This is a genomic window from Serratia sp. L9 (assembly GCF_050632285.1).
Lineage (GTDB): Bacteria > Pseudomonadota > Gammaproteobacteria > Enterobacterales > Enterobacteriaceae > Chania.
The window spans coordinates 2705724-2728908 of sequence record NZ_CP192591.1 but is presented as its reverse complement, the minus strand read 5'-3'; the positions used below and the strand labels follow the sequence as shown (position 1 = coordinate 2728908).

The 23185-nt window shown below is 54.3% G+C and carries 20 protein-coding genes and 2 pseudogenes; 9 read left to right on the top strand and 13 right to left on the bottom strand.

Annotated elements, in window-relative coordinates:
• Positions 1 to 42 precede the first annotated feature (42 nt).
• The 4 genes and pseudogenes from cysK (at position 43) to crr (ending at position 4000) form a co-directional block, all read left to right on the top strand.
• Entirely contained in the window at positions 43 to 1011 is a 969-nt protein-coding gene (cysK, locus tag ACQ86O_RS12885) for a cysteine synthase A (RefSeq protein WP_431225526.1), read from the top strand.
• 399 nt (positions 1012 to 1410) lie between these two features.
• Entirely contained in the window at positions 1411 to 1668 is a 258-nt protein-coding gene (gene ptsH / locus ACQ86O_RS12880; protein ID WP_004936458.1) for a phosphocarrier protein Hpr, read from the top strand.
• A 46-nt stretch (positions 1669 to 1714) separates the two neighbouring features.
• Positions 1715 to 3441, top strand: a pseudogene (gene ptsI / locus ACQ86O_RS12875) (phosphoenolpyruvate-protein phosphotransferase PtsI).
• A 49-nt stretch (positions 3442 to 3490) separates the two neighbouring features.
• The gene (gene crr, locus ACQ86O_RS12870) at positions 3491 to 4000 is read left to right on the top strand and encodes a PTS glucose transporter subunit IIA (protein WP_021178690.1); all 510 of its coding nucleotides are present in this window, start codon (positions 3491 to 3493) and stop codon (positions 3998 to 4000) included.
• A gap of 63 nt (positions 4001 to 4063) precedes the next feature.
• Here the strand turns inward: crr and pgtP are convergent, their stop codons facing one another.
• Positions 4064 to 5452, bottom strand: coding sequence for a phosphoglycerate transporter PgtP (pgtP, locus tag ACQ86O_RS12865; RefSeq protein WP_431225525.1), 1389 nt, complete (start codon positions 5450 to 5452; stop codon positions 4064 to 4066).
• 418 nt (positions 5453 to 5870) lie between these two features.
• On the opposite strand from pgtP, the gene ACQ86O_RS12860 reads away from it, so the two are divergent.
• The 3 genes and pseudogenes from ACQ86O_RS12860 to pgtA all read left to right on the top strand — a co-directional run bounded on the left by ACQ86O_RS12860 (position 5871) and on the right by pgtA (position 10386).
• Positions 5871 to 7148, top strand: coding sequence for an ABC transporter substrate-binding protein (locus ACQ86O_RS12860; protein ID WP_431225524.1), 1278 nt, complete (start codon positions 5871 to 5873; stop codon positions 7146 to 7148).
• A pseudogene (pgtB, locus tag ACQ86O_RS12855) lies at positions 7145 to 9138 on the top strand (two-component system sensor histidine kinase PgtB). Before ACQ86O_RS12860 ends, pgtB begins: the two are co-directional and overlap by 4 nt.
• A 3-nt stretch (positions 9139 to 9141) precedes the next feature.
• A complete protein-coding gene (pgtA, locus tag ACQ86O_RS12850) occupies positions 9142 to 10386 on the top strand; it encodes a two-component system response regulator PgtA (RefSeq protein WP_431225523.1) in 1245 nt (414 codons plus the stop codon).
• A gap of 99 nt (positions 10387 to 10485) precedes the next feature.
• Here the strand turns inward: pgtA and ACQ86O_RS12845 are convergent, their stop codons facing one another.
• The 11 genes from ACQ86O_RS12845 to ACQ86O_RS12795 all read right to left on the bottom strand — a co-directional run bounded on the left by ACQ86O_RS12845 (position 10486) and on the right by ACQ86O_RS12795 (position 20882).
• Complete coding sequence (locus ACQ86O_RS12845; RefSeq protein ID WP_431225522.1) at positions 10486 to 11193, bottom strand: GNAT family N-acetyltransferase; 708 nt, start codon at positions 11191 to 11193, stop codon at positions 10486 to 10488.
• 284 nt (positions 11194 to 11477) lie between these two features.
• Positions 11478 to 12791, bottom strand: a complete 1314-nt coding sequence (locus tag ACQ86O_RS12840) for an ATP-binding protein (RefSeq protein ID WP_431225521.1) — start codon at positions 12789 to 12791, stop codon at positions 11478 to 11480.
• Between the two features lie 5 nt (positions 12792 to 12796).
• The gene (locus ACQ86O_RS12835; protein WP_431225520.1) at positions 12797 to 13477 is read right to left on the bottom strand and encodes a response regulator transcription factor; all 681 of its coding nucleotides are present in this window, start codon (positions 13475 to 13477) and stop codon (positions 12797 to 12799) included.
• A gap of 72 nt (positions 13478 to 13549) precedes the next feature.
• Positions 13550 to 14437, bottom strand: a complete 888-nt coding sequence (cysM, locus tag ACQ86O_RS12830) for a cysteine synthase CysM (RefSeq protein ID WP_431225519.1) — start codon at positions 14435 to 14437, stop codon at positions 13550 to 13552.
• A gap of 169 nt (positions 14438 to 14606) precedes the next feature.
• Complete coding sequence (gene cysA, locus ACQ86O_RS12825; RefSeq protein ID WP_431225518.1) at positions 14607 to 15695, bottom strand: sulfate/thiosulfate ABC transporter ATP-binding protein CysA; 1089 nt, start codon at positions 15693 to 15695, stop codon at positions 14607 to 14609.
• The gene (gene cysW, locus ACQ86O_RS12820) at positions 15685 to 16560 is read right to left on the bottom strand and encodes a sulfate/thiosulfate ABC transporter permease CysW (RefSeq protein WP_431225517.1); all 876 of its coding nucleotides are present in this window, start codon (positions 16558 to 16560) and stop codon (positions 15685 to 15687) included. Before cysW ends, cysA begins: the two co-directional genes overlap by 11 nt.
• Complete coding sequence (gene cysT, locus ACQ86O_RS12815; protein WP_431225516.1) at positions 16560 to 17393, bottom strand: sulfate/thiosulfate ABC transporter permease CysT; 834 nt, start codon at positions 17391 to 17393, stop codon at positions 16560 to 16562. Before cysT ends, cysW begins: the two co-directional genes overlap by 1 nt.
• Positions 17393 to 18415 carry a sulfate ABC transporter substrate-binding protein gene (locus ACQ86O_RS12810; RefSeq protein WP_431225515.1) on the bottom strand — a complete coding sequence of 341 codons (1023 nt, stop codon included), beginning with the start codon at positions 18413 to 18415 and terminating at the stop codon, positions 17393 to 17395. Before ACQ86O_RS12810 ends, cysT begins: the two co-directional genes overlap by 1 nt.
• A gap of 199 nt (positions 18416 to 18614) precedes the next feature.
• Positions 18615 to 19514: a Dyp-type peroxidase gene (locus ACQ86O_RS12805; RefSeq protein WP_431225514.1), complete on the bottom strand. Its 900-nt coding sequence runs from the start codon at positions 19512 to 19514 to the stop codon at positions 18615 to 18617.
• Between the two features lie 201 nt (positions 19515 to 19715).
• Entirely contained in the window at positions 19716 to 20300 is a 585-nt protein-coding gene (locus ACQ86O_RS12800) for an RpoE-regulated lipoprotein (protein WP_431225513.1), read from the bottom strand.
• A gap of 117 nt (positions 20301 to 20417) precedes the next feature.
• Complete coding sequence (locus ACQ86O_RS12795) at positions 20418 to 20882, bottom strand: DUF2919 domain-containing protein (protein WP_431225512.1); 465 nt, start codon at positions 20880 to 20882, stop codon at positions 20418 to 20420.
• A gap of 159 nt (positions 20883 to 21041) precedes the next feature.
• On the opposite strand from ACQ86O_RS12795, the gene ACQ86O_RS12790 reads away from it, so the two are divergent.
• The gene (locus tag ACQ86O_RS12790) at positions 21042 to 21440 is read left to right on the top strand and encodes a YgiW/YdeI family stress tolerance OB fold protein (protein WP_431225511.1); all 399 of its coding nucleotides are present in this window, start codon (positions 21042 to 21044) and stop codon (positions 21438 to 21440) included.
• Positions 21441 to 21477: 37 nt separating this feature from the next.
• Here ACQ86O_RS12790 and ACQ86O_RS12785 read toward each other — a convergent pair whose 3' ends face one another.
• Positions 21478 to 21903: a GNAT family acetyltransferase gene (locus ACQ86O_RS12785; protein WP_431225510.1), complete on the bottom strand. Its 426-nt coding sequence runs from the start codon at positions 21901 to 21903 to the stop codon at positions 21478 to 21480.
• A gap of 391 nt (positions 21904 to 22294) precedes the next feature.
• Between ACQ86O_RS12785 and amiA the strand changes: the two genes are divergently transcribed.
• Positions 22295 to 23185, top strand: coding sequence for an N-acetylmuramoyl-L-alanine amidase AmiA (gene amiA / locus ACQ86O_RS12780; RefSeq protein ID WP_431225509.1), 891 nt, complete (start codon positions 22295 to 22297; stop codon positions 23183 to 23185).

The window sequence follows — 23185 nt, the reverse complement described above, 5'->3', positions numbered from 1 at the left end:
TTTCGACGTTCCCTACATTTTCATAGAGTTAAAGGACGGGCTATGAGCAAGATTTACGAAGACAACTCATTAACAATCGGCCATACGCCGCTGGTTCGTCTGAACCGTATCGGCAACGGACGCATCCTCGCCAAGGTTGAATCTCGCAATCCGAGTTTCAGCGTCAAATGCCGTATCGGTGCCAATATGATCTGGGACGCCGAAAAACGCGGCATTCTTACCGCGGGCAAAGAACTGGTGGAGCCGACCAGCGGCAACACCGGTATTGCCCTGGCCTTTGTGGCGGCGGCACGTGGCTACAAGCTAACGCTGACCATGCCGGAAACCATGAGCATCGAACGCCGTAAACTGCTGAAAGCACTGGGTGCCAACCTGGTTCTGACAGAGGGCGCAAAGGGCATGAAAGGGGCGATCGCCAAGGCTGAAGAGATTGTTGCCACCGATCCAAACCGCTATATCCTGCTGCAACAGTTCAGCAACCCGGCCAACCCGGAAATTCATGAGAAAACCACCGGCCCGGAAATCTGGGCAGATACCGACGGCGAAGTCGATGTGTTTATCGCAGGGGTCGGCACCGGCGGTACGCTGACCGGCGTGAGTCGCTATATCAAGAATACCAAGGGCAAGGACATCACCACCGTGGCGGTTGAACCGACCGACTCCCCGGTTATCAGCCAGGCATTGGCCGGGCAGGAAATCAAGCCAGGCCCACATAAAATCCAGGGCATCGGTGCCGGTTTCATTCCAGGCAACCTGGACTTGAGCCTGGTTGACCGTGTTGAACTGGTCACCAACGACGAAGCCATCAGTATGGCGCGCCGCCTGATGGAAGAAGAAGGTATCCTGGCGGGGATCTCATCCGGTGCAGCCGTTGTGGCAGCGCTCAAACTTTCCGAAGAAGCAGACTTTACCGACAAAACAATTGTGGTTATTCTGCCCTCCTCAGGTGAACGCTATTTAAGCACCGCGTTGTTCGCAGATTTGTTCACGGAACAAGAACTGCAGCAGTAACGCAAACCGTGCACAAAAAGCTAAAAAAGCACCTTTCGGGGTGCTTTTTTGTGGACTGGATCAAAGTTTACACCACTCAAAGATTGATTTTATCCGCTGGCTTTAGTATTTAACCGGGCAATTAATTCGATGCGCAAAATTAATCACCTCCCGGCTATTGTTTAAGCTGAATCGATTTACTCATTTGTCGCCCAAGCGAAAAACACGGCATAATGGGAAGCTGATTGAAACGACACCAGAAGCCCGTTTTTTTGATCTTAAGTGCCTAAAGTGTCGTTTTAAGTTGCATCAACGCTCGCCCCTGTACCATAGTCAGGCGCTAACCAGACAAGCTAAAATCACGCCGTTAGGCTAAACTTTAGCTCCACAACCTTAATCCAATAAGTTGGGGAAATATCAATGTTCCAGCAAGAAGTTACTATTACCGCTCCGAATGGTCTGCACACTCGCCCTGCTGCTCAGTTCGTGAAAGAAGCCAAAGGCTTCACGTCTGACATCACTGTAACTTCCAACGGCAAAAGCGCCAGCGCCAAAAGCCTGTTCAAGCTGCAAACTCTGGGCCTGACCCAAGGGACCGTAGTAACCATCTCAGCTGAAGGTGAAGACGAGCAGAAAGCCGTTGAGCACTTGGTAAAACTGATGGCAGAGCTTGAGTAATCAGCCCGTCTTTTTAGTTAACACCAGTCAAGAGTAAGGTAGGGTTATGATTTCAGGCATTTTAGTATCACCGGGTATCGCTTTTGGTAAGGCTCTCTTGCTGAAAGAAGATGAAATTGTCATCAACCGGAAAAAATCTCTGCAGACCATGTAGAGCAGGAAGTCTCACGTTTTCTGGCAGGCCGCGCGAAGGCGTCTGAACAGTTGGAAGTGATCAAGACCAAAGCTGGTCAAACCTTCGGTGAAGAGAAAGAAGCTATCTTCGAAGGCCATATCATGCTGCTGGAAGACGAAGAGCTTGAGCAGGAAATCATAGCCCTCATAAAAGACGATCTGGCGTCTGCCGATGCGGCAGCTTACACCGTGATCGAAGGCCAGGCGAAAGCGCTGGAAGAACTGGACGATGAATACCTGAAGGAACGTGCGGCTGACGTACGTGATATCGGTAAGCGTCTGCTGCAAAACATTCTAGGTTTGGCGATTGTCGATCTGAGCGCCATTCAGGATGAAGTGATCCTGGTCGCTTCCGACCTGACACCGTCTGAAACTGCACAGTTGAATCTGGATAAAGTGCTGGGTTTCATCACCGATCTGGGTGGCCGCACGTCCCACACCTCAATCATGGCCCGCTCTCTGGAATTGCCCGCGATCGTAGGCACCAGCGACGTGACCAAGCAGGTGAAAAACGACGATTACCTGATCCTGGACGCGGTTAACAACAAAATCTACGTTAACCCGACCGCCGACGTAATCGAGCAGTTGAAAGCCGTTCAGAATCAATACCAGACCGAGAAAAACGATCTGGTCAAACTGAAAGATCTGCCAGCGATCACGCTGGACGGACACCAGGTTGAAGTTTGTGCCAACATCGGTACCGTGCGCGACGTCGCAGGTGCAGAGCGCAACGGCGCTGAAGGTGTCGGCCTGTACCGTACCGAATTCCTGTTCATGGACCGCGAATCACTGCCGACCGAAGACGAGCAGTTCCAGGCTTATAAAGCCGTCGCAGAGGCCATGGGCTCACAGGCAGTTATCGTCCGTACCATGGACATTGGCGGCGATAAAGACCTGCCGTACATGAATCTGCCAAAAGAAGAGAACCCGTTCCTGGGCTGGCGCGCGATCCGTATCGCCATGGACCGCCGTGAAATCCTGCACGCCCAGCTGCGCGCCATTCTGCGTGCTTCTGCTTTCGGCAAACTGCGCATCATGTTCCCGATGATTATTTCGGTTGAAGAAGTGCGCGATCTGAAAGGCGAGTTGGAAATCCTGAAAGCGCAACTGCGCGAAGAAGGCAAAGCCTTTGACGAAACCATTGAAGTTGGCGTAATGGTGGAAACACCTGCCGCCGCAGTGATTGCTCATCACCTGGCGAAAGAAGTCGACTTCTTTAGTATTGGGACAAACGATCTTACCCAGTATACTCTGGCAGTAGATCGCGGCAACGAGCTGATTTCTCATCTCTATAACCCGATGTCCCCATCAGTGCTTAGCCTGATCAAACAGGTTATTGATGCATCTCATGCAGAAGGCAAGTGGACCGGTATGTGCGGTGAACTGGCTGGTGATGAACGTGCTACACTGTTGTTATTGGGCATGGGGCTGGATGAGTTCAGCATGAGTGCGATTTCAATCCCGCGCATCAAGAAAATTATTCGTAATACGAACTTCGAAGATGTGAAGGCGTTAGCAGCACAAGCCTTGGCACAGCCAACGGCACAAGACTTGATGAATTGCGTAAATAAATTCATCGAAGAAAAGACACTCTGCTAAACTTCCACGACACTGGAACGCCGCCCAATTTAATGCTTAGGAGAAGATCATGGGTTTGTTCGATAAACTGAAATCTCTGGTTTCTGATGACAAGAAAGACATGGGCACTATCGAGATCGTCGCTCCACTTTCTGGCGAAATCGTCAATATCGAAGATGTACCGGACGTAGTATTCGCCGAGAAGATCGTTGGCGATGGCATCGCTATCAAACCTGCTGGCAACAAAATGGTTGCTCCGGTTGATGGCACGATCGGTAAAATTTTCGAAACCAACCATGCGTTCTCTATCGAATCCGACAGCGGTATTGAGCTGTTCGTGCACTTTGGTATCGACACCGTTGAACTGAAAGGCGAAGGCTTCAAACGCATCGCGGAAGAAGGCCAGCGCGTCAAGAAAGGCGATGTGGTTATCGAGTTCAATTTGGCCTTGCTGGAAGAGAAAGCCAAGTCGACCCTGACTCCGGTTGTTATCTCCAACATGGACGAGATCAAAGAGCTGATCAAACTGTCCGGCAGCGTAACCGTTGGCGAAACCCCGATCATCCGCATCAAGAAGTAATCGCGGCATGACCATTAAAAACGGCGCTTAAAGCGCCGTTTTTTTATTGCGTTAAAACACCCGTTACTGAGCCACCAACGGCTGGGCAAGATGCTCTTCCTTCTGCTGTTGCCTTTCTCGCTCCAGCTCCAGCACGCCACGATGGGAAAGATAGCAGAACAGAATACAGCACACCACGCCGCCCATCAGCAGATAGAATCCCCCGTTCCATCCCATCTGATCGACCATCACGCCAAACAGACTGGTACCCAGGGTTGCCCCAAAGATATAGCTCATAAAGCCGCGCAGGCCGACCGCTGAACCTACCGCAAAACTGGGGACGATCTCCATAGTCTGTACCGATGCCAGAAACTGCGGCACATAGATCAGGCAGCCGACGATGGCGGCAAAAATGGTGACCATCAACAGCGAGTCGCTCTTCCAGTAGCCGATCAGGCAGACAAAGATCATCGCCATACAGATCATCGCCAGCGGCATACGACGCCCCTTGAACAGCTTATCCGAAAGCCAACCGGCCAAAAGCGTTGAAGGTATTGCCGCCCATTCGAAGAACAGAAACGCGATACCCATTTCTTCTTTGGAGAAATGTTTCACGGTGAGCAGGTAGATAGGCAGCCAACTGATCATGCCAAAACGCACCATGTAGACGAACACATCCACCAGCGACACATACCAGGCATTCTTGTTGCGCAGAACATAGGTACAGAAAATCTGGAAGGCGCTCATGTTTTCCGGTGCCTGCTCCTGCTCGCTGGCTTTCAACTTGACGGTCTCTTCCGGCATCATCTGTTCCAGCGTGGGCAGACCTTCGCTGCGTGGGGAGCCTTTGCCCAGCCACAACACCACCAACGCAAAGCCTACGGCAACGCCAGCCGGAACAATATAGCTGGCACTCTGCCAATGCTCGCTCCCTAACACCGCGAAGGCAACCCCAACGATAGGGGCAACCACCCCGCCACCAATGTTATGAGAAATATTCCAGAAAGCCCCAACGCGGCCACGCTCACGCCGTGGGAACCAATTGGCAATGGTAATGAACGACGGGCCAACCCCCATCCCCTGGAACAGGCCATTGCACACCACCAGCGCAGCAAAGATCCAGAAGGCTGTGCTGAACCCCAAGCCGACGTTAACGATGGCGCAGAGCACCAGGCCACAGGCCATAAACACCTTGGGATTGGCTTTGTCCGCCAGGCTGCTCATCACCCCTTTACTGATACCATAGGCAATCAGCATGCAACTGCTTAACATACCGATTTGCGTGGCGCTCAGATCCAGGTGATCTTTCAAATACGGCGTAGAAAGGGTGAAGTTGTTACGAACAATGTAATAAGCCAGATAGCCTAAAAAAACGCTCAATAATGCCTGCATCCGGTAACGCTGGTAGGTTGCCTGCACCTTTTCTGGCGCAACATCCTTGGCCGCCACGCCCGGCTTTAATAATGAAATCATGTTATTCCCCCGTGAGGTTTTATCGGAATCGGGTCGATAGCCCTGGTGTTTATTAATGACTTTCGCCATGAATGGTGTAATTAATCCCGAGAGAAAACAAGCGGGGTAATATGTGTCAAAATTGACTCAAATAAAGCATTAATAAGCGCACTTTTGACCCATTTATTATCAGAGCACGCTTAGCCTCACGGATGCCGGCAGCGTTTTATCAGCCCCGTGCAGGCGTCACCGGGCATGCAGCCTGGCCTTACCCCGCATAACAGATGATGTTTTTGAAGGTGTTAACAGTATTAAGCCAATATCAGTGATATTATTTCCCTGCAACTGATTTATAACTGCGAGAAAAACCATTGGCAGGCGGAAAAGAACTTTTTGTCTCAAATGTTGATGGGTATTTCTTTATCGTTATTTTAATTTTATGAATAAGATCACAAACGTTGCTATTGGAGAGAGCCTTATTATGCGTTCACCGCTCATTTTTACCGCGATGCTGTGCTTATTATTATCCGGTGTCACCAACGCCAAAAGAAATGAGCTGGTGATGGCGACCACATTCTCGCCGGAAGCCACCGCCTATATCATCAGCCGCTGGCAGGGCCAGCCACAGTCGGTTGTTATCCGCACGTTGAACCGCACCAGTTCCTCCCTGGAGCAATTGCTTGATAGTACCGCCAGTGAGAACGTCGATCTGGTTCTAACCTCTTCCCCGATGCTGCTGCAGCATTTACAGCAGCATCAGCGCCTGGCCAATTACCCAGGAGCCCCGGAACAGTCGCAGCAACTGGTGCCTGAATCCATCCGCGATACGGCGGTAGCGGTAGCCATCTCAGGGTTTGGCTTGCTGATCAATCAAACCAACCTGGAGGAGAAGCAGCTACCCTTGCCCACCGATTGGGACGATCTGGCCCAGGCACGCTATCAAGGGGCCTTGCTGATGAGCAGCCCTTCCCGCTCGGACACTAACCATCTGATGGTTGAGTCGCTGTTACAACAGCGTGGCTGGCAGCCGGGGTGGGAAACCCTGCTGTCTGCAGCCGGGAATTTAATCACCATCTCATCGCGCAGTTTTGGCGTGGCGGATAAAATCAAAAATGGCCTGGGTTCGGTTGGGCCGATTATCGACAACTACGCCAACCTGCTGCTTGACGATCCGCATCTGGTGTTCCGCTATTTTCCCCAGGCTTCGGCTTCACCAACCTATATTGCCATCACGCATAACAGCCACTACCCCGAAGAGGCCCGGCGCTTCATTCAGTTTTTGCTGAGCCCACAGGGGCAGCAAGTATTGGCAGATACCAGCACCGGCAAATATCCGGTGATCCCGCTGCCCGCTGACAACCCGCGCTTTGCCCAGCAGCAAAAGCTGTTACAGCAGCCACCGCTGAATTACCCCTTGCTCCTGCAACGCCAGCGCCTGGTGCAAAAACTGTTTGATACCGCCATCAGCTTTCGTCTTTCCCAACTCAAGGACGCCTGGAAAGCCCTGCATGGCGCAGAAAACCGCTTGAAACGCCCGCTGCCGGAGATCCGCGCGTTGTTAACCGCTATTCCTGTCACACCAGCCCAGAGTGAAGATCCGCAATACCTCAAGCAGTTTGCCGTGCGTAGCGAAGCCGAACAGCAGGTCATGGAGTGGCAATTGTTCTTTCAACAGCAACAAAGAAAAGCCATCAAACTGCTGGAAGAGCTGAAATGAGCCGTTTGCTCCTGCGCTATATGAAGCGCCTTACCATCAGCGCTTGCCTGCGCGGGGCGTTCCTTACCGGGGCTTTGCTGACGCTGATCGTCAGCGGCGTCAGCCTCTATTCCTGGCATGAGCAAAGCTCGCAGATCCGCTATGCGCTGGACGATTATTTTCCCCGTATCCAGTCTTCCTTCGTTATTGAAAGCAACCTGAACACGCTGGTGGATCAACTGAACGAGTTTTTACAGGCCGCCAATACCAACACACGCCTGCAATTGAGAAACCAGATTGTGGAGCACCTGGAGCAGATTGAGCTGGCCAGTAAGCGGCTGGATAACCCCGAACGCCAGCAGATCCAATCTACCTTGGCAGAAAGCCGCCAACTGTTAAGCCGCTTGGACAGTGCCCTGTACAACATGTTTATCGCCCGCGAAAAAGTGAACGAGATTGCTGCACGCATCAGTTGGCTGCATGACGATTTCACCACCGAGTTAAATTCGCTGGTGCAGGATTTCAGTTGGCAGCAAGGGGCGCTTCTCGATCAGATGGAGGGGAAAGCGGCCAGGCGATGCCGCGTCTGCAAACCCGCCTGCGCGAAGTGCAAAGTGAACAACAGCAGGTTTATACCTTGGCCCGGATAGAAAACCAGATAACCGATGCCCTGCGCGATCGGCTCAACGAACTGCAATCCTCAGGGGAAGAACCGGCTGCTGCCGAAGGCCCGATTCGCTATCTCGCCTACCTGAAAAAAACGGCCAACGAAAATATGCTGGGATTGGAAGCACATCCAAGTACGGTAACCCTGCGCCAAACCATCGACGAACTGCTGGAGACCGGCATTGCCGACAACAATATGCCTGCCGCAGTAAATAATTACCTCCAGGCTCAACACGTGCTCTTACAGGCCACCCAAGCCAAAGAGGCGACGCTGGCCCGCTTCCGCACCCAGTTGGAATCGCAATTGAGCAACAGCCACCGGCAGATGCAAACCTTTAATCACCGCCTTGAGCAGATTGTCCGCGTCAGCGGCAGTTTGATTCTGGTCACCACCCTGCTGGCAATGTTATTGGTCTATCTGCTCAATCATTATTTTATTCGTTCCCGCCTGGTGAAGCGGTTTACCTTACTCAACCAGGTAGTGGTGCGTATCGGGCTCGGGGAAACCAATGCGGCCATCCCGATATACGGCGGCGATGAACTGGGGCGTATTGCCCGTCTGTTGCGGCGAACGCTGGGCCAACTGAATCAACAGAAATCCAGGCTCGAGCAGGAGATTGCCGAACGTAAGGATATCGAACTGCATTTACGCACCACGCAGGACGAACTGGTGCAGGCGGCAAAGCTGGCGGTTGTCGGACAGACCATGACCACCTTGGCCCATGAAATCAACCAGCCACTCAACGCTCTGTCGATGTATCTGTTTACCGCCCGCCAGGCCGTGGATCACGGGCAGCATGACGATGCTCTCCTCGCCCTCACCAAGGCCGATGGGTTGATTGGCAGGATGGACGCCATTATTCGCATGCTGCGGCAGTTCACCCGACGAACCGAGCAAGATAGCCCTTTACTGCCGGTGGATTTACGGCTCTCGATGCTGGCCGCCTGGGAGTTACTGACCCTACGCCACCAACCGCTAAAGGGAGAACTGCGGCTGCCGGAGGGAACGGCAGAAGTGCTGGGCGACGAGGTGCGAATTCAACAGGTGCTGGTCAATCTGATGAGCAACGCGCTGGATGTGTGCCAAACCGAAGCGCTGATCCAGGCCGACTGGCAGCGCAATGAGGCCGGATGGCAACTGATACTCTGGGATAACGGACCCGGCTGGCCGCTGGCACAGGCCGAATCCTTGCTCAAGCCGTTCACCACCAGCAAACAGGTGGGGCTGGGGATTGGCCTGTCCATCTCGCTTTCGCTGATGGAGCAAATGGGCGGCAGCCTGCACCTGGCCTCTACACTGACGCGCAACGCCTGCGTCGTTTTACAGTTTCAACCGGTGGATTGAACCATGTTAAGCAACGAACAGCATATTCTGTTGATCGACGACGATGCCGACGTCCTTGATGCCTACGCCATGTTACTCAACCAGGCAGGCTACCAGGTTCATGCCTGTCATAACCCGCTGGCGGCGCAGGCGTTACTCAGTGAAGACTGGCCGGGGATCGTTATCAGCGATGTCTGCATGCCCGGTTGCTCAGGCATCGATCTGATGGCGATGCTGCTGGCCCGTGATGCCTGCCTGCCCGTGTTATTGATCACCGGCCATGGCGACGTGCCGATGGCGGTTGAAGCGGTGAAAAAAGGCGCCTGGGATTTTCTGCAAAAACCGGTCAACCCCTCTCAGTTGCTCGAACAGGTTTCCAAAGCGCTGGCCCAACGCCGTTCACAGATCGCACGCCGCCGTTGGCAGCAGGAGCAGTTGCAGGCCAATCTGATTGGCCGCAGCGAATGGATACAACAGTTACGGGTGCGTCTTCAGCAAGTGGCGGAAACCGATCTGGCGGTTTACCTGCAAGGGGAGTTGGGAGTGGGCAGAACCCTGGCAGCCCGTTATCTGCACCGCATGAGCCACCGCAGCGAGCAGCCATTAATCATCGGTGAACTGACGCCGGAGGGTGAAGCCCCCTTGGATCAATGGTTAGAACAGACACAAGGCGGCACACTGGTATTACGCAATCTTGGCTACTTGCCCGTGGCACAGCAGGCCAGGTTGATTCAGCTTCAAGGGCAAGAACCGCAACCCTTCCGGCTGATCGGCATTGGCACCTCACCGCTGGTGGAAATGGCCGCCGGGCATATCATTCTGCCAGATTTCTATTACTGTTTTGCCATGACTCAAATCAACTGCCTATCGCTGGCCCAGCGCCCTGACGATATCGAGCCGCTCTTCAGGCACTACCTGCAACAGGCTTGCCTACGGCTTAACCACCCGCTGCCGCAACTGCCGACAGAGCTGATCAAACGCCTGCAAAAACGGGTATGGCCTAATAACGTCCGTGAACTGGCAAACGCCGCAGAGCTGTTTGCGGTCGGGGTGATGCCGCTGGCGGAAACCTCGAACCCATTACTGCACGAGTCCGAACCGCCGCCGCTGGATCAACGCATTGAAGACTATGAGCGGCAAATCATTACCGAGGCGTTAAACCTGCATCAGGGGCGGATTAATGAGGTTTCGGAGTATTTACAGATCCCGCGCAAAAAACTGTATCTGCGGATGAAAAAATACGATCTGGATAAGCAGCACTACCGTTGAAATAAGGCGCCCGTTGCTTGGCGGTATTGACCTGGCGATATGCTGTCGTTGGAACAGGGGATGGCTTCGCTGCCGGTATATCGTTCCAGCAGACCAAATCTATTGCTGGCTGTTAAAGAAGAATGTTTCCAGCCTGCGCTTTTGCGTGCCGTTCTGCTCGAAGTTTTCGGGTGAAAGCCAGCCCGACAGGGCTTTTTCAATCTCCGGCCACTGTGTGTCAATGACGGAGAACCAGTCGGTATCGCGATTGCGCTGCTTGCGAGTCATGGCCTGACGAAAGCGCCCTTCGAAAGTAAATCCGATTCTTTCGGCAGCGTTCCTTGATGCCATATTGAGCGAGTCACAGCGCCATGCAACCCGCCGGTAGCCTAAGTTAAAGGCATTTTTCAGCAGCATAAACAACGCATCCGTTCCCATGCTGGTTTTCTGCATCAGTGGCGACCAGGTAACATGCCCTATTTCCAGAGCCCCGTTTACTGAGTCTATATTGCTGTAGCAGACCACGCCGACCGGACGGTTATTTTTTGTATCTGTCACTGCCCATGAAACCAGGCTGGGATCGTTAATTTTACGGGTGATCCACAGCATCATTTCCTGTAAATCAGCAGGCTTTTCCGCGCCAAGCCAGGTCCAGTCCCTGTCATCCTCGGTTAGAGAATATGCTTGATACAGTGCCTCGCAATGGCTCGTTTCCAGTGGCAAAAGGTTGCAGTGCTGGCCGCTTATCTGACTGCGTAGCGGTAAGGGAAGAGGCTTCCAGTCAGGAAGAGGAAAACCAATAGGCTGACCATATTTATTGATATTCAAGATAAGTTACCTGTTCTGAGGCCGTTAAAGCGTACAATCACTGGCAGAAGCCAGGATGGCTGACCAATATCCGGATCAAAAATTTCAACGCGGCCAGCAAATTCATGCCCCTTTCAGCAGACAAAGCAGATGATTCTCAGTAAGGGGGCAAGCTTAATATGATGATATTGTTTCGGCTCAAAGCGGATTCTCAGCATCAGCTGATAATAGTAATGCCCACTTCACGCCCTGAAACGTTCAGCCAGATTTAACAAAAGTAGCAACGCAAGTATGCGCAGTAAAGCCTAGCCGAGCCCCCAGCGTGGCACCCGCAGGGTGATCACCAGACCGCCCTGATCGCCATTATGGGCATCGACCTGCCCACCGTGCGCCAGCACCACTTTACGGGTTATTGCCAAACCCAGCCCATAACCTTTGCCGGACATCGCCGACTTAACCCGTACAAAGGGATCAAAAATGCTGGAAAGCTTCGACTCCTCCACCCCCGGCCCCTGATCGCTGACCTGGATCTGGAACAGTTGATCCACCCGCGTCAGCATCACCGTAACGTGCTGGCCCTGGCTGGAAAAACGCAGGGCGTTACGCACAATATTGTCTACCGCCCGGCGCATCAGTTCGGCATTGCCCTTCACCGTATATTCCACATCGGGATTGGCCTGCAGCACAATTTCAACCCCGGGGATCTGCGCTTCATAGCGCGCATCGTTAACCACCGCTTCCACCAGCCCGTAGAGATCGAAATACTCTTCATCCGGCAGGCTATTGCTTTCGGCACGCGACAGTGCCAACAGCTCACCGATCATCTTGTCCAGTCGCCCGGCTTCATGCTCGATACGCTGTAGCGAGTTCTCTACGTTGTCCGGGTTTTGCCGCCCCAGACCAATCGCCAGTTGCAGGCGGGCCAGCGGCGAGCGCAGTTCATGGGAAACATCATGCAGCAGTTGTTCGCGGGCACTGACCAACAGCTCCAGCCGTTCGGCCATGCTGTCAAAATCACGCGCGACTTCAGAAAGTTCATCATGCCGCCTGCGCATGGAGGGGAATAACCGGACGGCCAGATCCCCCTGCGCTACCCGATCAAATCCGGCCCGCAACTGGCGCATTGGCCGCGTCAGGTTCCAGGCCAGCACGGCACTGAACAGCAACCCGCCCAAACCGCCGACCCAGAGCATGGGTTCTGGAATATTCAGCAGGCGTCCGCGCTTGGCGGGCCGCAGCGATTCCCGCAATCCCTCAACGTCATAGCTCAACAGATATCCCTGATTATCGGCCCCTTTCACCCATGACTCGATATTTTGCGACTGGCGCCCTGTTTCAAGCTTCACATCGGGCGGCAGAGCGGTTGGCGTGACGCTGAAGAAACGGCGTTCCCCCTCTGGCCAGTCGGCAATCATGGCATTCAGCGCGGGCAGACCACCGCTGTGCAACAGGGTGGCAGCAGAAGTCAGTTGCTGGTTAACCAGACGCCGGGTAATGCTGTTTTCCGGTAGCTCATGGCGATTGCCATAGAAAGTGAACGTGACCCATAACGCCTGGGTCATGATGATGAACGTCAGCCAGAAGCCGAGCAGGATTTTCCAGAAAAGTCTTCCACGCATCGGCATTATCGGATGCGGTAACCGATACTGCGCACTGTCTCAATGCTCAGCCGGTTGCCCGTTAGCGCGCCCAACTTCTGGCGGATATTGCTGATATGAACGTCCACGCTGCGATCGTAAGCCTCGCGTGGCCGCCCCAGCCCTTTCTCGGAAAGCTCATCCTTGGATACCACCCGTTCAGGCGAGCGTAACAACAGTTCCAGCAGATTGAATTCCGACGCGGTCAGATCGAACCCTTTGCCCTGCCACTCGCTGCTGCGGGTCGAAGAGTTAAGCGTCAACTCCCCAAAGGCCAGCGCGGCATCTTTATCTATCGTTTCCGGCTGTTCTTCAAAACGGCGCATCACCGCACGCAGGCGTGCCACCAATTCCCGTGGATAGCAGGGTTTGGGCACATAGTCGTCGGCCCCCATCTCCAGGCCAATCACCCGGTCGATGTTATCCCCTTTGGCGGTCAGCATGATGATCGGCAAACGGCTCTTTTTACGCACTTCCCGCAGTACATCGATCCCACTCATGTCCGGCAGCATGATGTCGAGGATCATTGCGGTATAGGTCCCGGAAAGAGCCCCATCAACCCCGGCCTTGCCGGTCAGCACCAGGGTCGCATTGAATCCTTCAGCCGTCAGGTACTCGCTCAACATGGTACCGAGTTCCAGATCGTCATCGACCAATAAAATTTTCATGCCTCACTCCTTCCGCGATTTGCGCCATTTTCTCGTCTATTGCCGTTCTGCGCAGCCGGTTTTACTTAATCCTTACATAATATTGAAAACCCCGGTAGACAGATAACGATCGCCGCGATCGCAAATAATCGCCACCACCACGCTGCCCGGGTTGGCCGCTGCGATACGCAACGCCCCGGCCACCGCACCGCCAGAACTCACGCCACAGAATATTCCTTCCCGCTGCGCCAACTGGCGCATGGTCTGCTCGGCCTCACTTTGCGCCATATCCAACACCTGATCCACCAGCTCCGGGCGGAAAATACCTGGCAGATAGGCCGGAGACCACCGGCGAATACCGGGAATGCTGCTGCCTTCTGCCGGTTGCAAGCCAATGATTTTAACCTGCGGACTTTGGTTTTTCAGGTAGCCACCCACGCCGGTTATGGTGCCGGTGGTGCCCATGCTGGAGACGAAATGAGTGATACGCCCAGCGGTCTGCTGCCAGATCTCCGGGCCGGTAGTGGTGAAGTGTGCATAAGGGTTATCGAGATTGTTGAACTGATCCAACACCTTGCCCTGCCCCAGTTGCTGCATCTCCAGCGCCAGATCGCGCGCCCCTTCCATCCCTTGTTCACGACTGACCAGGATAAGTTCGGCACCATAAGCCCGCATAGCCGCCTGGCGCTCCACGCTCATGTTTTCCGGCATCAGCAGTTTCAGCGTATAGCCTTTCATCGCGCAGATCATGGCCAGCGCAATGCCGGTATTGCCGCTGGTGGCTTCGATCAGCGTATCGCCCGGCTTAATCTCCCCACGCAGTTCTGCCTGCTGGATCATCCCTAACGCAGCGCGATCCTTTACCGAGCCTGCCGGATTATTGCCCTCCAGCTTGACCCAGACCTCACTGCCCAGCCCTTCGGCCAGTCGTTGTAGTTTTACTAACGGTGTATTACCGATGCATTGTTCCAGCGTTGTCACTATCTCGACCTGTAGGTAATGTAACGTGATGGCCCTTCCCCTGATGGAGAGGGCCGGGTGAGGGGCAGTAACTTCAGGCGATCTTCTCCTCGCCCGCTCACCAAAGAGAAGGAGCCGGTCAGACGAAACTAACCAGCCCCACGATTTGGGAATAATGAACTAGAAACTATCAGGCGCTTTTGGCTAACGCAACCGGTTGTAATAGTTGTTCGCCAGCATAGAGGCGGGCATTCAGGCTGCCAACGTAATAGCGGCCACCGCGAGCGGGTGCGGCATTGCCTTCTGGCAGGATCACCGTGATCGGCTCCTGGTGCCAGCCGATGGGCTGCACCACCAACTGCCAGAAGTGGCCACGCGGGCTGACTTCCAGCACCTGCACCGGTAACGGGCAACGAGCGCTGCTTTCAGTGCCAATCTCCATTTCCCACGGGCGCAGGAACAGATCGACACTGCCCTGATGCATGGGCTGGAATGACAGTGGCCATTGGTGAGCACCCACAAACAGCTGCGACCCCCGGATTTCACCGTTCAGACGGTTCACTTCACCCATAAACTCCAGCACGAAGCGGGTGGCGGGTTCACGCATGATCTCGGTCGGCGAACCTACCTGTTCAATATTGCCCTGGCTCATCACCACGATACGGTCAGCCACTTCCATCGCCTCTTCCTGATCGTGGGTCACAAATACACTGGTGAATTTCAGTTCTTCATGCAGTTGGCGCAACCAGCGGCGCAACTCTTTACGCACTTGCGCATCCAACGCACCAAAGGGTTCGTCCAGTAACAGAATTTGGGGTTCCACCGCCAGCGCACGCGCCAAAGCGACACGCTGTTTCTGGCCGCCAGAAAGCTGCGACGGGTAGCGGTTAGCCAGATGCCCCAACTGCACCATCTCCAGTAACTGCTCAACCTTTTGTTTGATCGCCGCGGCATTCGGACGCTCACGGCGTGGCAGCACGCTGAGGCCAAAGGCAATATTGTCGAAGACGGTCATATGGCGGAACAGCGCATAATGCTGGAACACGAAACCAACGCGGCGGTCACGCGCATGTACCCGGCTCACATCCGTACCGTGAAAACCCAGTTTGCCGCCGCTCTGGCTTTCCAGCCCGGCGATAATCCGCAGCAAGGTGGTCTTGCCGGAGCCAGACGGGCCGAGTAGCGCCACCATCTCACCGGAAGGAATATCGAGCGAGATATCGTTCAATACCTTGGTACGACCGAAAAATTTGTTGATACCGTTAATCTCAATGCTCATGATTTTCCTCCCGCTCGAGACGTGCATCCTGGCGCGCCAGGCGCCATTGCAATCCGCTTTTCAGAAATAAGGTCACTATCGCCATCAGGGTCAGTAACGCAGCGGCGGTAAACGCCCCGGCGGTGTTGTAATCCTGATGCAGTAATTCAACTTGCAGTGGCAAGGTATAGGTCTCGCCACGTATGGAACCGGAAACCACCGAGACCGCGCCAAACTCGCCAATGGCTCGGGCGTTGGTCAGCACCACGCCGTACAGCAGCGCCCAGCGGATATTCGGCAAGGTCACGCGGCGGAACATCTGCCAGCCAGAAGCCCCTAACAGCACCGCAGCTTCGTCTTCCTGGCTGCCCTGGCTCAGCATCAGCGGTACCAGTTCGCGCACCACAAACGGGCAGGTCACAAATACCGTGACCAGCACCATGCCCGGCCAGGCAAACATCAGTTGGATGTTATGGGCATCCAGCCAACCGCCAATCGGCCCGTTGGTGCCGTAAAACAGCAGATACAGCAACCCCGCTACCACCGGCGAAACCGCAAAAGGCATATCGAACAGCGTCAATAACAGTTGGCGCCCCGGGAAGGTAAAGCGCGTCACCAGCCAGGCCAGCAATGTCCCAAACACCAGGTTGACCGGCACGGTGATCAGCGCCACCAGCACCGTCAGCCAAATGGCATGCAGCATGTCCGGATCGGACAGGTTATGCCACACGGCCTTTCCGCCAGAGGAGAATGCCTCGATAAAAATCATTATCATCGGCACCACCAGCAGCAGGATCGAGAACAGCGCGCCGATGGCAATCAGCGTCCATTTACCCCAATTCACACGCGGGCGCTCAGCACCGTTCAGAGCAGTAATATCAGCCATCAGTGCCCCCCAATGCGGCGGCCAAAGCGGCTCTGCAAAATGTTAATCGCAAACAACAGCAGCAACGATGCCGCCAGGATCACCGAGGCAATAGCACTGGCTGCCGGGTAATCAAACTCCTGCAAGCGCACAAAAATCATCAATGAGGTCACTTCGGTTTTCCAGGCGATGTTGCCAGCGATAAAAATCACCGCGCCAAACTCCCCCAGGCTGCGGGTAAACGACAGTGCGGTGCCCGCCAATAGCGCAGGCGCGACCTCCGGCAGCACCACGCGGCGGAAACTCTGCCAGCGGGTAGCCCCTAACGTTTCAGCGGCTTCTTCATATTCCGGCCCCAGCTCTTCCAGTACCGGCTGCACCGTACGCACCACAAAAGGAATGCTGGTGAATGCCATTGCCACCGCAATCCCCAACCAGGTGAAGGAAACCTTGATATCAAAATGGGCCAGCCATTGGCCGTACCAGCCGGTGGTGGAAAATAGCCCGGCCAGAGTCAAACCTGCCACCGCCGTGGGCAGCGCAAACGGCAAATCCATCAGGCCATCCAGCAGAGCGCGGCCAGGAAATTGGTAGCGGGTGAGGATCCAGGCCATCAGCATGCCAAACACCGCATTGAAAATACTGGCCACCCCGGCCGCCAGCAGCGTGACTTTATAAGCCGCCACCACCTGGGGATTGGTGATCACTTCCCAATATTGCGCCAGGCTCATCTGCGCCAGTTGCATGACCAGGGCGCTGAGCGGCAGCAGCAAAATCAGGCAGGTATAGAGCAGGCTGCTCCCCAGGCTAAGGGTGAACCCTGGCAAAACCCGCTTACTGGCGATCGAAAGCATTACTTATGCCCTGCCGCTAACAGCTGATCCAATTCCCCACCGGTCGCAAAGTGGGTAGTCATCACCTGCGGCCAGCCGCCGAACTGTTCTTCCACCCGGAACAGTTGGGTATCCGGGAACTGGCCCTTAGCTGCCTCCATTGCCTGCTTGTCATAAACGCGGTAATAGAAACTGGTGATCACCTGCTGTGCTGCCGGGCTGTACAGATAGTTCAGGTATTCTTTCGCCGCTTGCTCGGTGCTGTTTTTCTGGACGTTTTTATCCACCCAGGCCACCGGGAACTCCGCCAGAATATCTACCGGTGGGACGATCACTTCGTATTTGTCTTCGCCGTACTGTTTGCGGATGTTGTTCACTTCCGATTCAAAACTGATCAGCACATCGCCCAGGCCACGTTCAACAAAGGTGGTCGTCGCCCCACGGCCACCGGTATCAAACACCACCACGTTCTTCAGAAAGCGGGTCATAAACTCACGGGTTTTAGCCTGATCGTTGCCATCCGCCTGACTGGCTGCGCCCCAGGCGGCCAGATAGGTGTAACGGCCATTACCGGAAGTTTTAGGATTCGGGAACACCAGCTTCACGTCATCGCGCACCAGATCGCTCCAGGTGTGGATGCCTTTCGGGTTATCTTTACGCACCAGGAACGCCATGGTGGAATAGAACGGTGAGCTGTTGTTTGGCAGGCGTTGCTGCCAGTCTGCCGGGATCAATTGGCCACGATCGTGCAGGATCTGCACATCGCTAACCTGGTTATAGGTCACTACGTCGGCACGCAGACCTTGCAGGATCGCCAGCGCCTGTTTAGAGGAACCGGCGTGGGATTGTTTAATTGTCAGTTTGTCGTTCGGGTGTTGTTGATTCCATTGCTGTTCAAAGCCGGGGTTCAGCGCGGAAAACAATTCACGGGAGACGTCATAAGAGCTGTTGAGCAATTCAGCCGCCGAAACCGTGCCACTGACCAGCATTGCCGCCATCAACCCGCTTTTCAGCACCGTATTTTTAACCCGGATATGTTTCATTCTGCACCTTTACTCTCAGTCAAACTGCCAGGCTCGCGCCCTGATGTTGACCAGTGTATTTATAACTTGATGCAGACCTGTAACGCTTTTATATACCGTTTAGTGATTTTCAAGCATCAAATGCTATAAGGCAGGAAGGAAGCGGTTCACCGCAGGGGAGGAAAAACCGGAGCCAGCGTAACTGGCCCCTGGCGGCACATCAAAGTGACAGAAGGCGTGTCAAGGAAGGCGCGAAGTAGTAACTGCCAGTTACCGCACGGCTGAAACGCAGCAGCGCATCATGCTTACCGTCCAGTTCGCCGAACATGCTCAACAACTGTTTTTCAATGTTGTGCAGGCGGGCGCAATAGGCGATGAAATAGAGGCCATGCTTGCCGCTGGCGGTGCCATAAGGCAGGCTTTGGCGCAGGATTTTCAGCCCTTTGCCATCTTCTTTCAGATCGACACGGCTAACGTGCGAGGTGTCTGGCCGTTGCTCCGGCGGCAGTTCTTCACTGCCTTGTTTGGTGCGGCCAATCATCTGCTCCTGCTGCTCGGTAGTGAAACGCTGCCACTGGCGCAGATTGTGCTCATAACGCTGTACCAGCACGTAGCTGCCACCTTCGTCTTCTTCACCTTCGCCAATGACCGCCACCACCGGGCGCTGCTCAGCCTGCGGGTTCTCGGTGCCATCAATAAAGCCACTCAGATCGCGCTCTTCCACCCAGCGGAAACCATGAGTTTCCTCTTCAATGCGGATGGCATTACCAAACGCCGCCAACGCAGCCTGCGCCAGGGTGAAATTGACGTCATGACGCAGTGATTGAATATGGATCAGCATATCGCGTTGGGTAGCCGGTGCCAGGCCTTTGCCCAACGGCGTGAACGGCTTCAGCTCTTTGGCACCCTGGCCGTTGGAAAGGTCATGCCAGACGTCGGAACCGAAAGCAATGACTGCGCCTAAACCGGCATCTGGAAATTGCTGCTGCAGCTCGCTTAACTCTTGGCAAAACTGTTTACAGCCTTGACGCAAGTCGGCAAATTCGCCCTGCACCATGGCTTCCATAAAGATGCCAAAACGGCAATGTTCCAGCAGGATGCCGCTCTGAACCTGTGTCATGTAGTTATCCTCAATACCTGAATCGGGTAACGGGTTTCCCGGTTACAAACGCGCGCTATCATAACGTATGTGAAGGAGATTGCCTTGCACCAACGCAAAGAAAGTAGGGATTTATACCCTATGAATTTCAAGTTGCAGCTTGTAAGGCGACAGGTTTAATACTGAGATTACGGGCACGCTGCGGCATGCCCGTGAAAAGAATTACTGCGCTTTGGCGTGCCAGATGATTTTACTCACCGTCCAGTTCTGCAAGGTATCATCCGGTGGAATGATGTCTTGTGGACCGGCCCATTTGCCGGTGAAGATATAGCTGACATAGCGGTTCTGTGACGATACGCATTCCACTTTCCCGGCCTCTTCGCCCTCACCCGCTTTACAGGAGCCGTAGGCTTTGCTGAACAACTCGCTAAACGGCGTGCCCAGCTTGCTTCCCCATTCGGTGGCCACTTTAGGGTCCATCACATCAACGCGTTGTACATGCCCTTTAGGTTCACCGGTGATCACCAGTTTGACATCATTGCCATCCATCGCCTGATAGTAGGAAACGATCTGGCCGTGGCTGGTCGCCATACCGCCGCGTATGCGGTAGTTGTTATGCAAACCCTCGCGGATAGCCGTTTCAGTCATTGGGGTACCGGCATTGATATCACCGACGCCTTTAGCGCTAACCTCTACGCTGCCGCCAAACCAGTTGAACGGCGACAGGCTGGACCAGGAGAAATTCGACAGGGTCGAACAACCGGTCAACAGCAGCGGCAGCCCTAACAGCAGTGGGCGAATATTCATTCATAGCTCCTTAATATCAAAGACATTGGCGGCTCCAGCCTCTCATAACCACCTGGGCTGCGCCATTAGTTGCGAGTTTTGAGTGCGTAAATTGAAAAAAGTGCCGATGTCAGGTAATTAATCCTGCTCTTCCGGCAGCTCAAAACAGGCCTGCAAGCGCTGATTCAACAGCAGATACCACAATGCCAGCGCATCCAGCAGCGCCAGGATAATATCAACCGGGGGTTCATTGCTGTCTTGCTGCCACAGGCTGTATAACGAGCCCAGTAACGCTGCCAGCAGCGAAGCCGCCAATACCCAGCGCCAGGCACGCCACAGGCGCGGCCATTGCTGGCGGCGGCTACCAATCAAAAAGGCCAGGGCCGCAGGCAGCCCCAGCAGCATACCGTACCAAAAACGCTGAGTATCGGGATAGAACAGTTGCAGCAATGCGGGACCCTGATCGCGGGAGGTACTCGCCATCACAAACAACAACCAGGTGCGAGCCTGCAGGATTAATACTCCCCAAAACCACAGCGGCAACCGCAGTACGCCATGCTGATCGTAATCATCCGGTGAAAACCGGTGTGTCGGCGCCTTCAAACGCTATTCCTTGCTCATGCTATGATTACCCTTTCAAATGGCGGCAACGATCCCCATTTTCAATATCCAGCTTAAGAAGCTCTTAAGATCCCTATGTTTTAATCAGCCTGTGTCCCGAAAACGGGTAAGTGATTTAATCCACTGATAAGGAAGACTCAGATGAAAAAGACAACTCTGGCAGTATTAATTGCTCTGTGCAGCGCACCGGTTCTGGCCCAACAGGGCGGGTTCCTCGATCCAAACGCCCCGCAGGCACAAACGCAGACCAGCCCGCAGGGCGGTTTTTCTGGCCCAAGCGCCGCGCTGACCACGGTAGATAAGGTCAAATCGATGAGCGATGACACCTGGGTGATGCTGCAAGGCAATATCGAACAGCGCGTCGGCGATGACACCTATACCTTCCGCGACGCCACCGGCACCCTGACGGTAGAGATCGACAGAAAACGCTGGAACGGCCAGACCATCACCCCGAAAGATAAAGTACAGTTGGAAGGGAAAGTGGATAAAGATTGGAGCAGCGTGGAAGTCGATGTGAAAACCATCAAAAAGCTGCCTTAAATTCTGGCTTGGGCGGTGGCAACCACCGCCCTGATATTCAGTATTCCTGATCCTCGATCAACCGTTTGCCCAGGCTGGTAATGCCCTGGATCTCGTAGCCGAGCTTTTCATACATCTCGATGACGGTGTCGTTGTCTTCACGCACCATCAGCTGAATTTTCGGGCAGCCACGCGCAATCAGCTTTTTCTCCAGCCGGTTGATCAACGCATTGGCAATACCGCGCCCACGATAATCCGGGTGAACGCCAAGATAATAGGCTGAGCCACGGTGGCCATCATAGCCACCCATTACCGACCCCACGACTTCACCGCTCACCTCTGCGACTAAAAACAGATCCGGATCGTGATTCAGTTTACGTTCGATATCCATCTCTGGATCGTTCCATGGCCGCAGCAGGTCGCAGCGCTCCCACAGGGTGATAACCTCTTCAAAGTCGTCTTGTCGAAATACGCGAATTTCCATGGTTGTGCGCCGCTGGTAGATGTTTATCTGATTATCGCGTGATTATTAACTTATACCCGTCGTCTTTCAAGCCGTAGGGGATAAGGAATATCAGCCTCAAATTTATACTAGTTGGGTTATCCCTACCTAGCCAACCTCTATATATCCAACGACCAGGTAATAAATGGCAATAGTTCTTAAGTCGATTAATAGATATCAATACGCTATAAAGTCGAGAAATATATTTATGCCCTATGAGTTTCGAGCAGATCCGTGCACCCGCAGCATTTGAACCTCCCTGCACAGCTCACCGATCCCCTGGAGCTTACTTAAGTCAGTTACGGGGTGAGTGAGTGCCGGTAGCAACGCTTCAGCTTGAACGACGACGGGTATATTGGGCGGAGCCAGCGGGATGAAAAAACCGAGTAAAACCTTCCTTAATTTTAAACCTCTCGCCGCTTCACCGACTCGCCGCCAATTGCTGTTATCCGGTCTGGCGCTAGCCTTGCTCGGTGGCAAAACCCCACGCGCTCAGGCCAGCAATACCGGCGGTATGCTGCGTAATCAACACCGACAACCCGCCCCTAAAGCTATCGGCAGTAAAAGGCTGGTGATGATCGATCCTGGCCACGGCGGTATTGACCCCGGCGCCCTGGGCCACGAAGGCTCGCAGGAAAAACATGTGGTGCTGGAAATTGCCAACCATGTGCGCCGTTTTTTGCACCAGCACGATCATGTTGAAGCTCGCCTGACACGGGAAGCCGATGAGTTTATTCCCCTGTTCCAGCGCGTGGAGATTGCCCACCAGCATCAGGCCGATCTGTTTATTTCAATCCATGCCGATGGTTTTACCAGCCCGGATGCTGCCGGTGCTTCGGTGTTTGCCCTCTCCAACCGAGGGGCCAGCAGCGCGATGGCGCGTTACCTTTCCAGGCGCGAAAATGCCGCCGATGACGTGGCTGGCGGCAAATACAAACAGCAGGATGACTATCTGCAACAGGTGCTGTTCGACCTGGTGCAAACCGATACCATCAATAACAGCCTGACGCTCGGCCACCACGTTCTGGGGCAGATCCGCCCGGTGCATCGCTTGCACAGTGACAGCACCGAGCAGGCGGCGTTCGCCGTGTTGAAATCCCCTTCAATCCCTTCGGTGCTGGTAGAAACCTCGTTTATCACTAACCCTGGCGAAGAACGCCTGCTGGGGACAACCGCCTTTCGCGAGAAAATTGCCCGCGCCATTGCCGACGGGGTGATCAATTTCCTCCAGTATTACGACGCGCACCAACGAAAACCGCGCTGA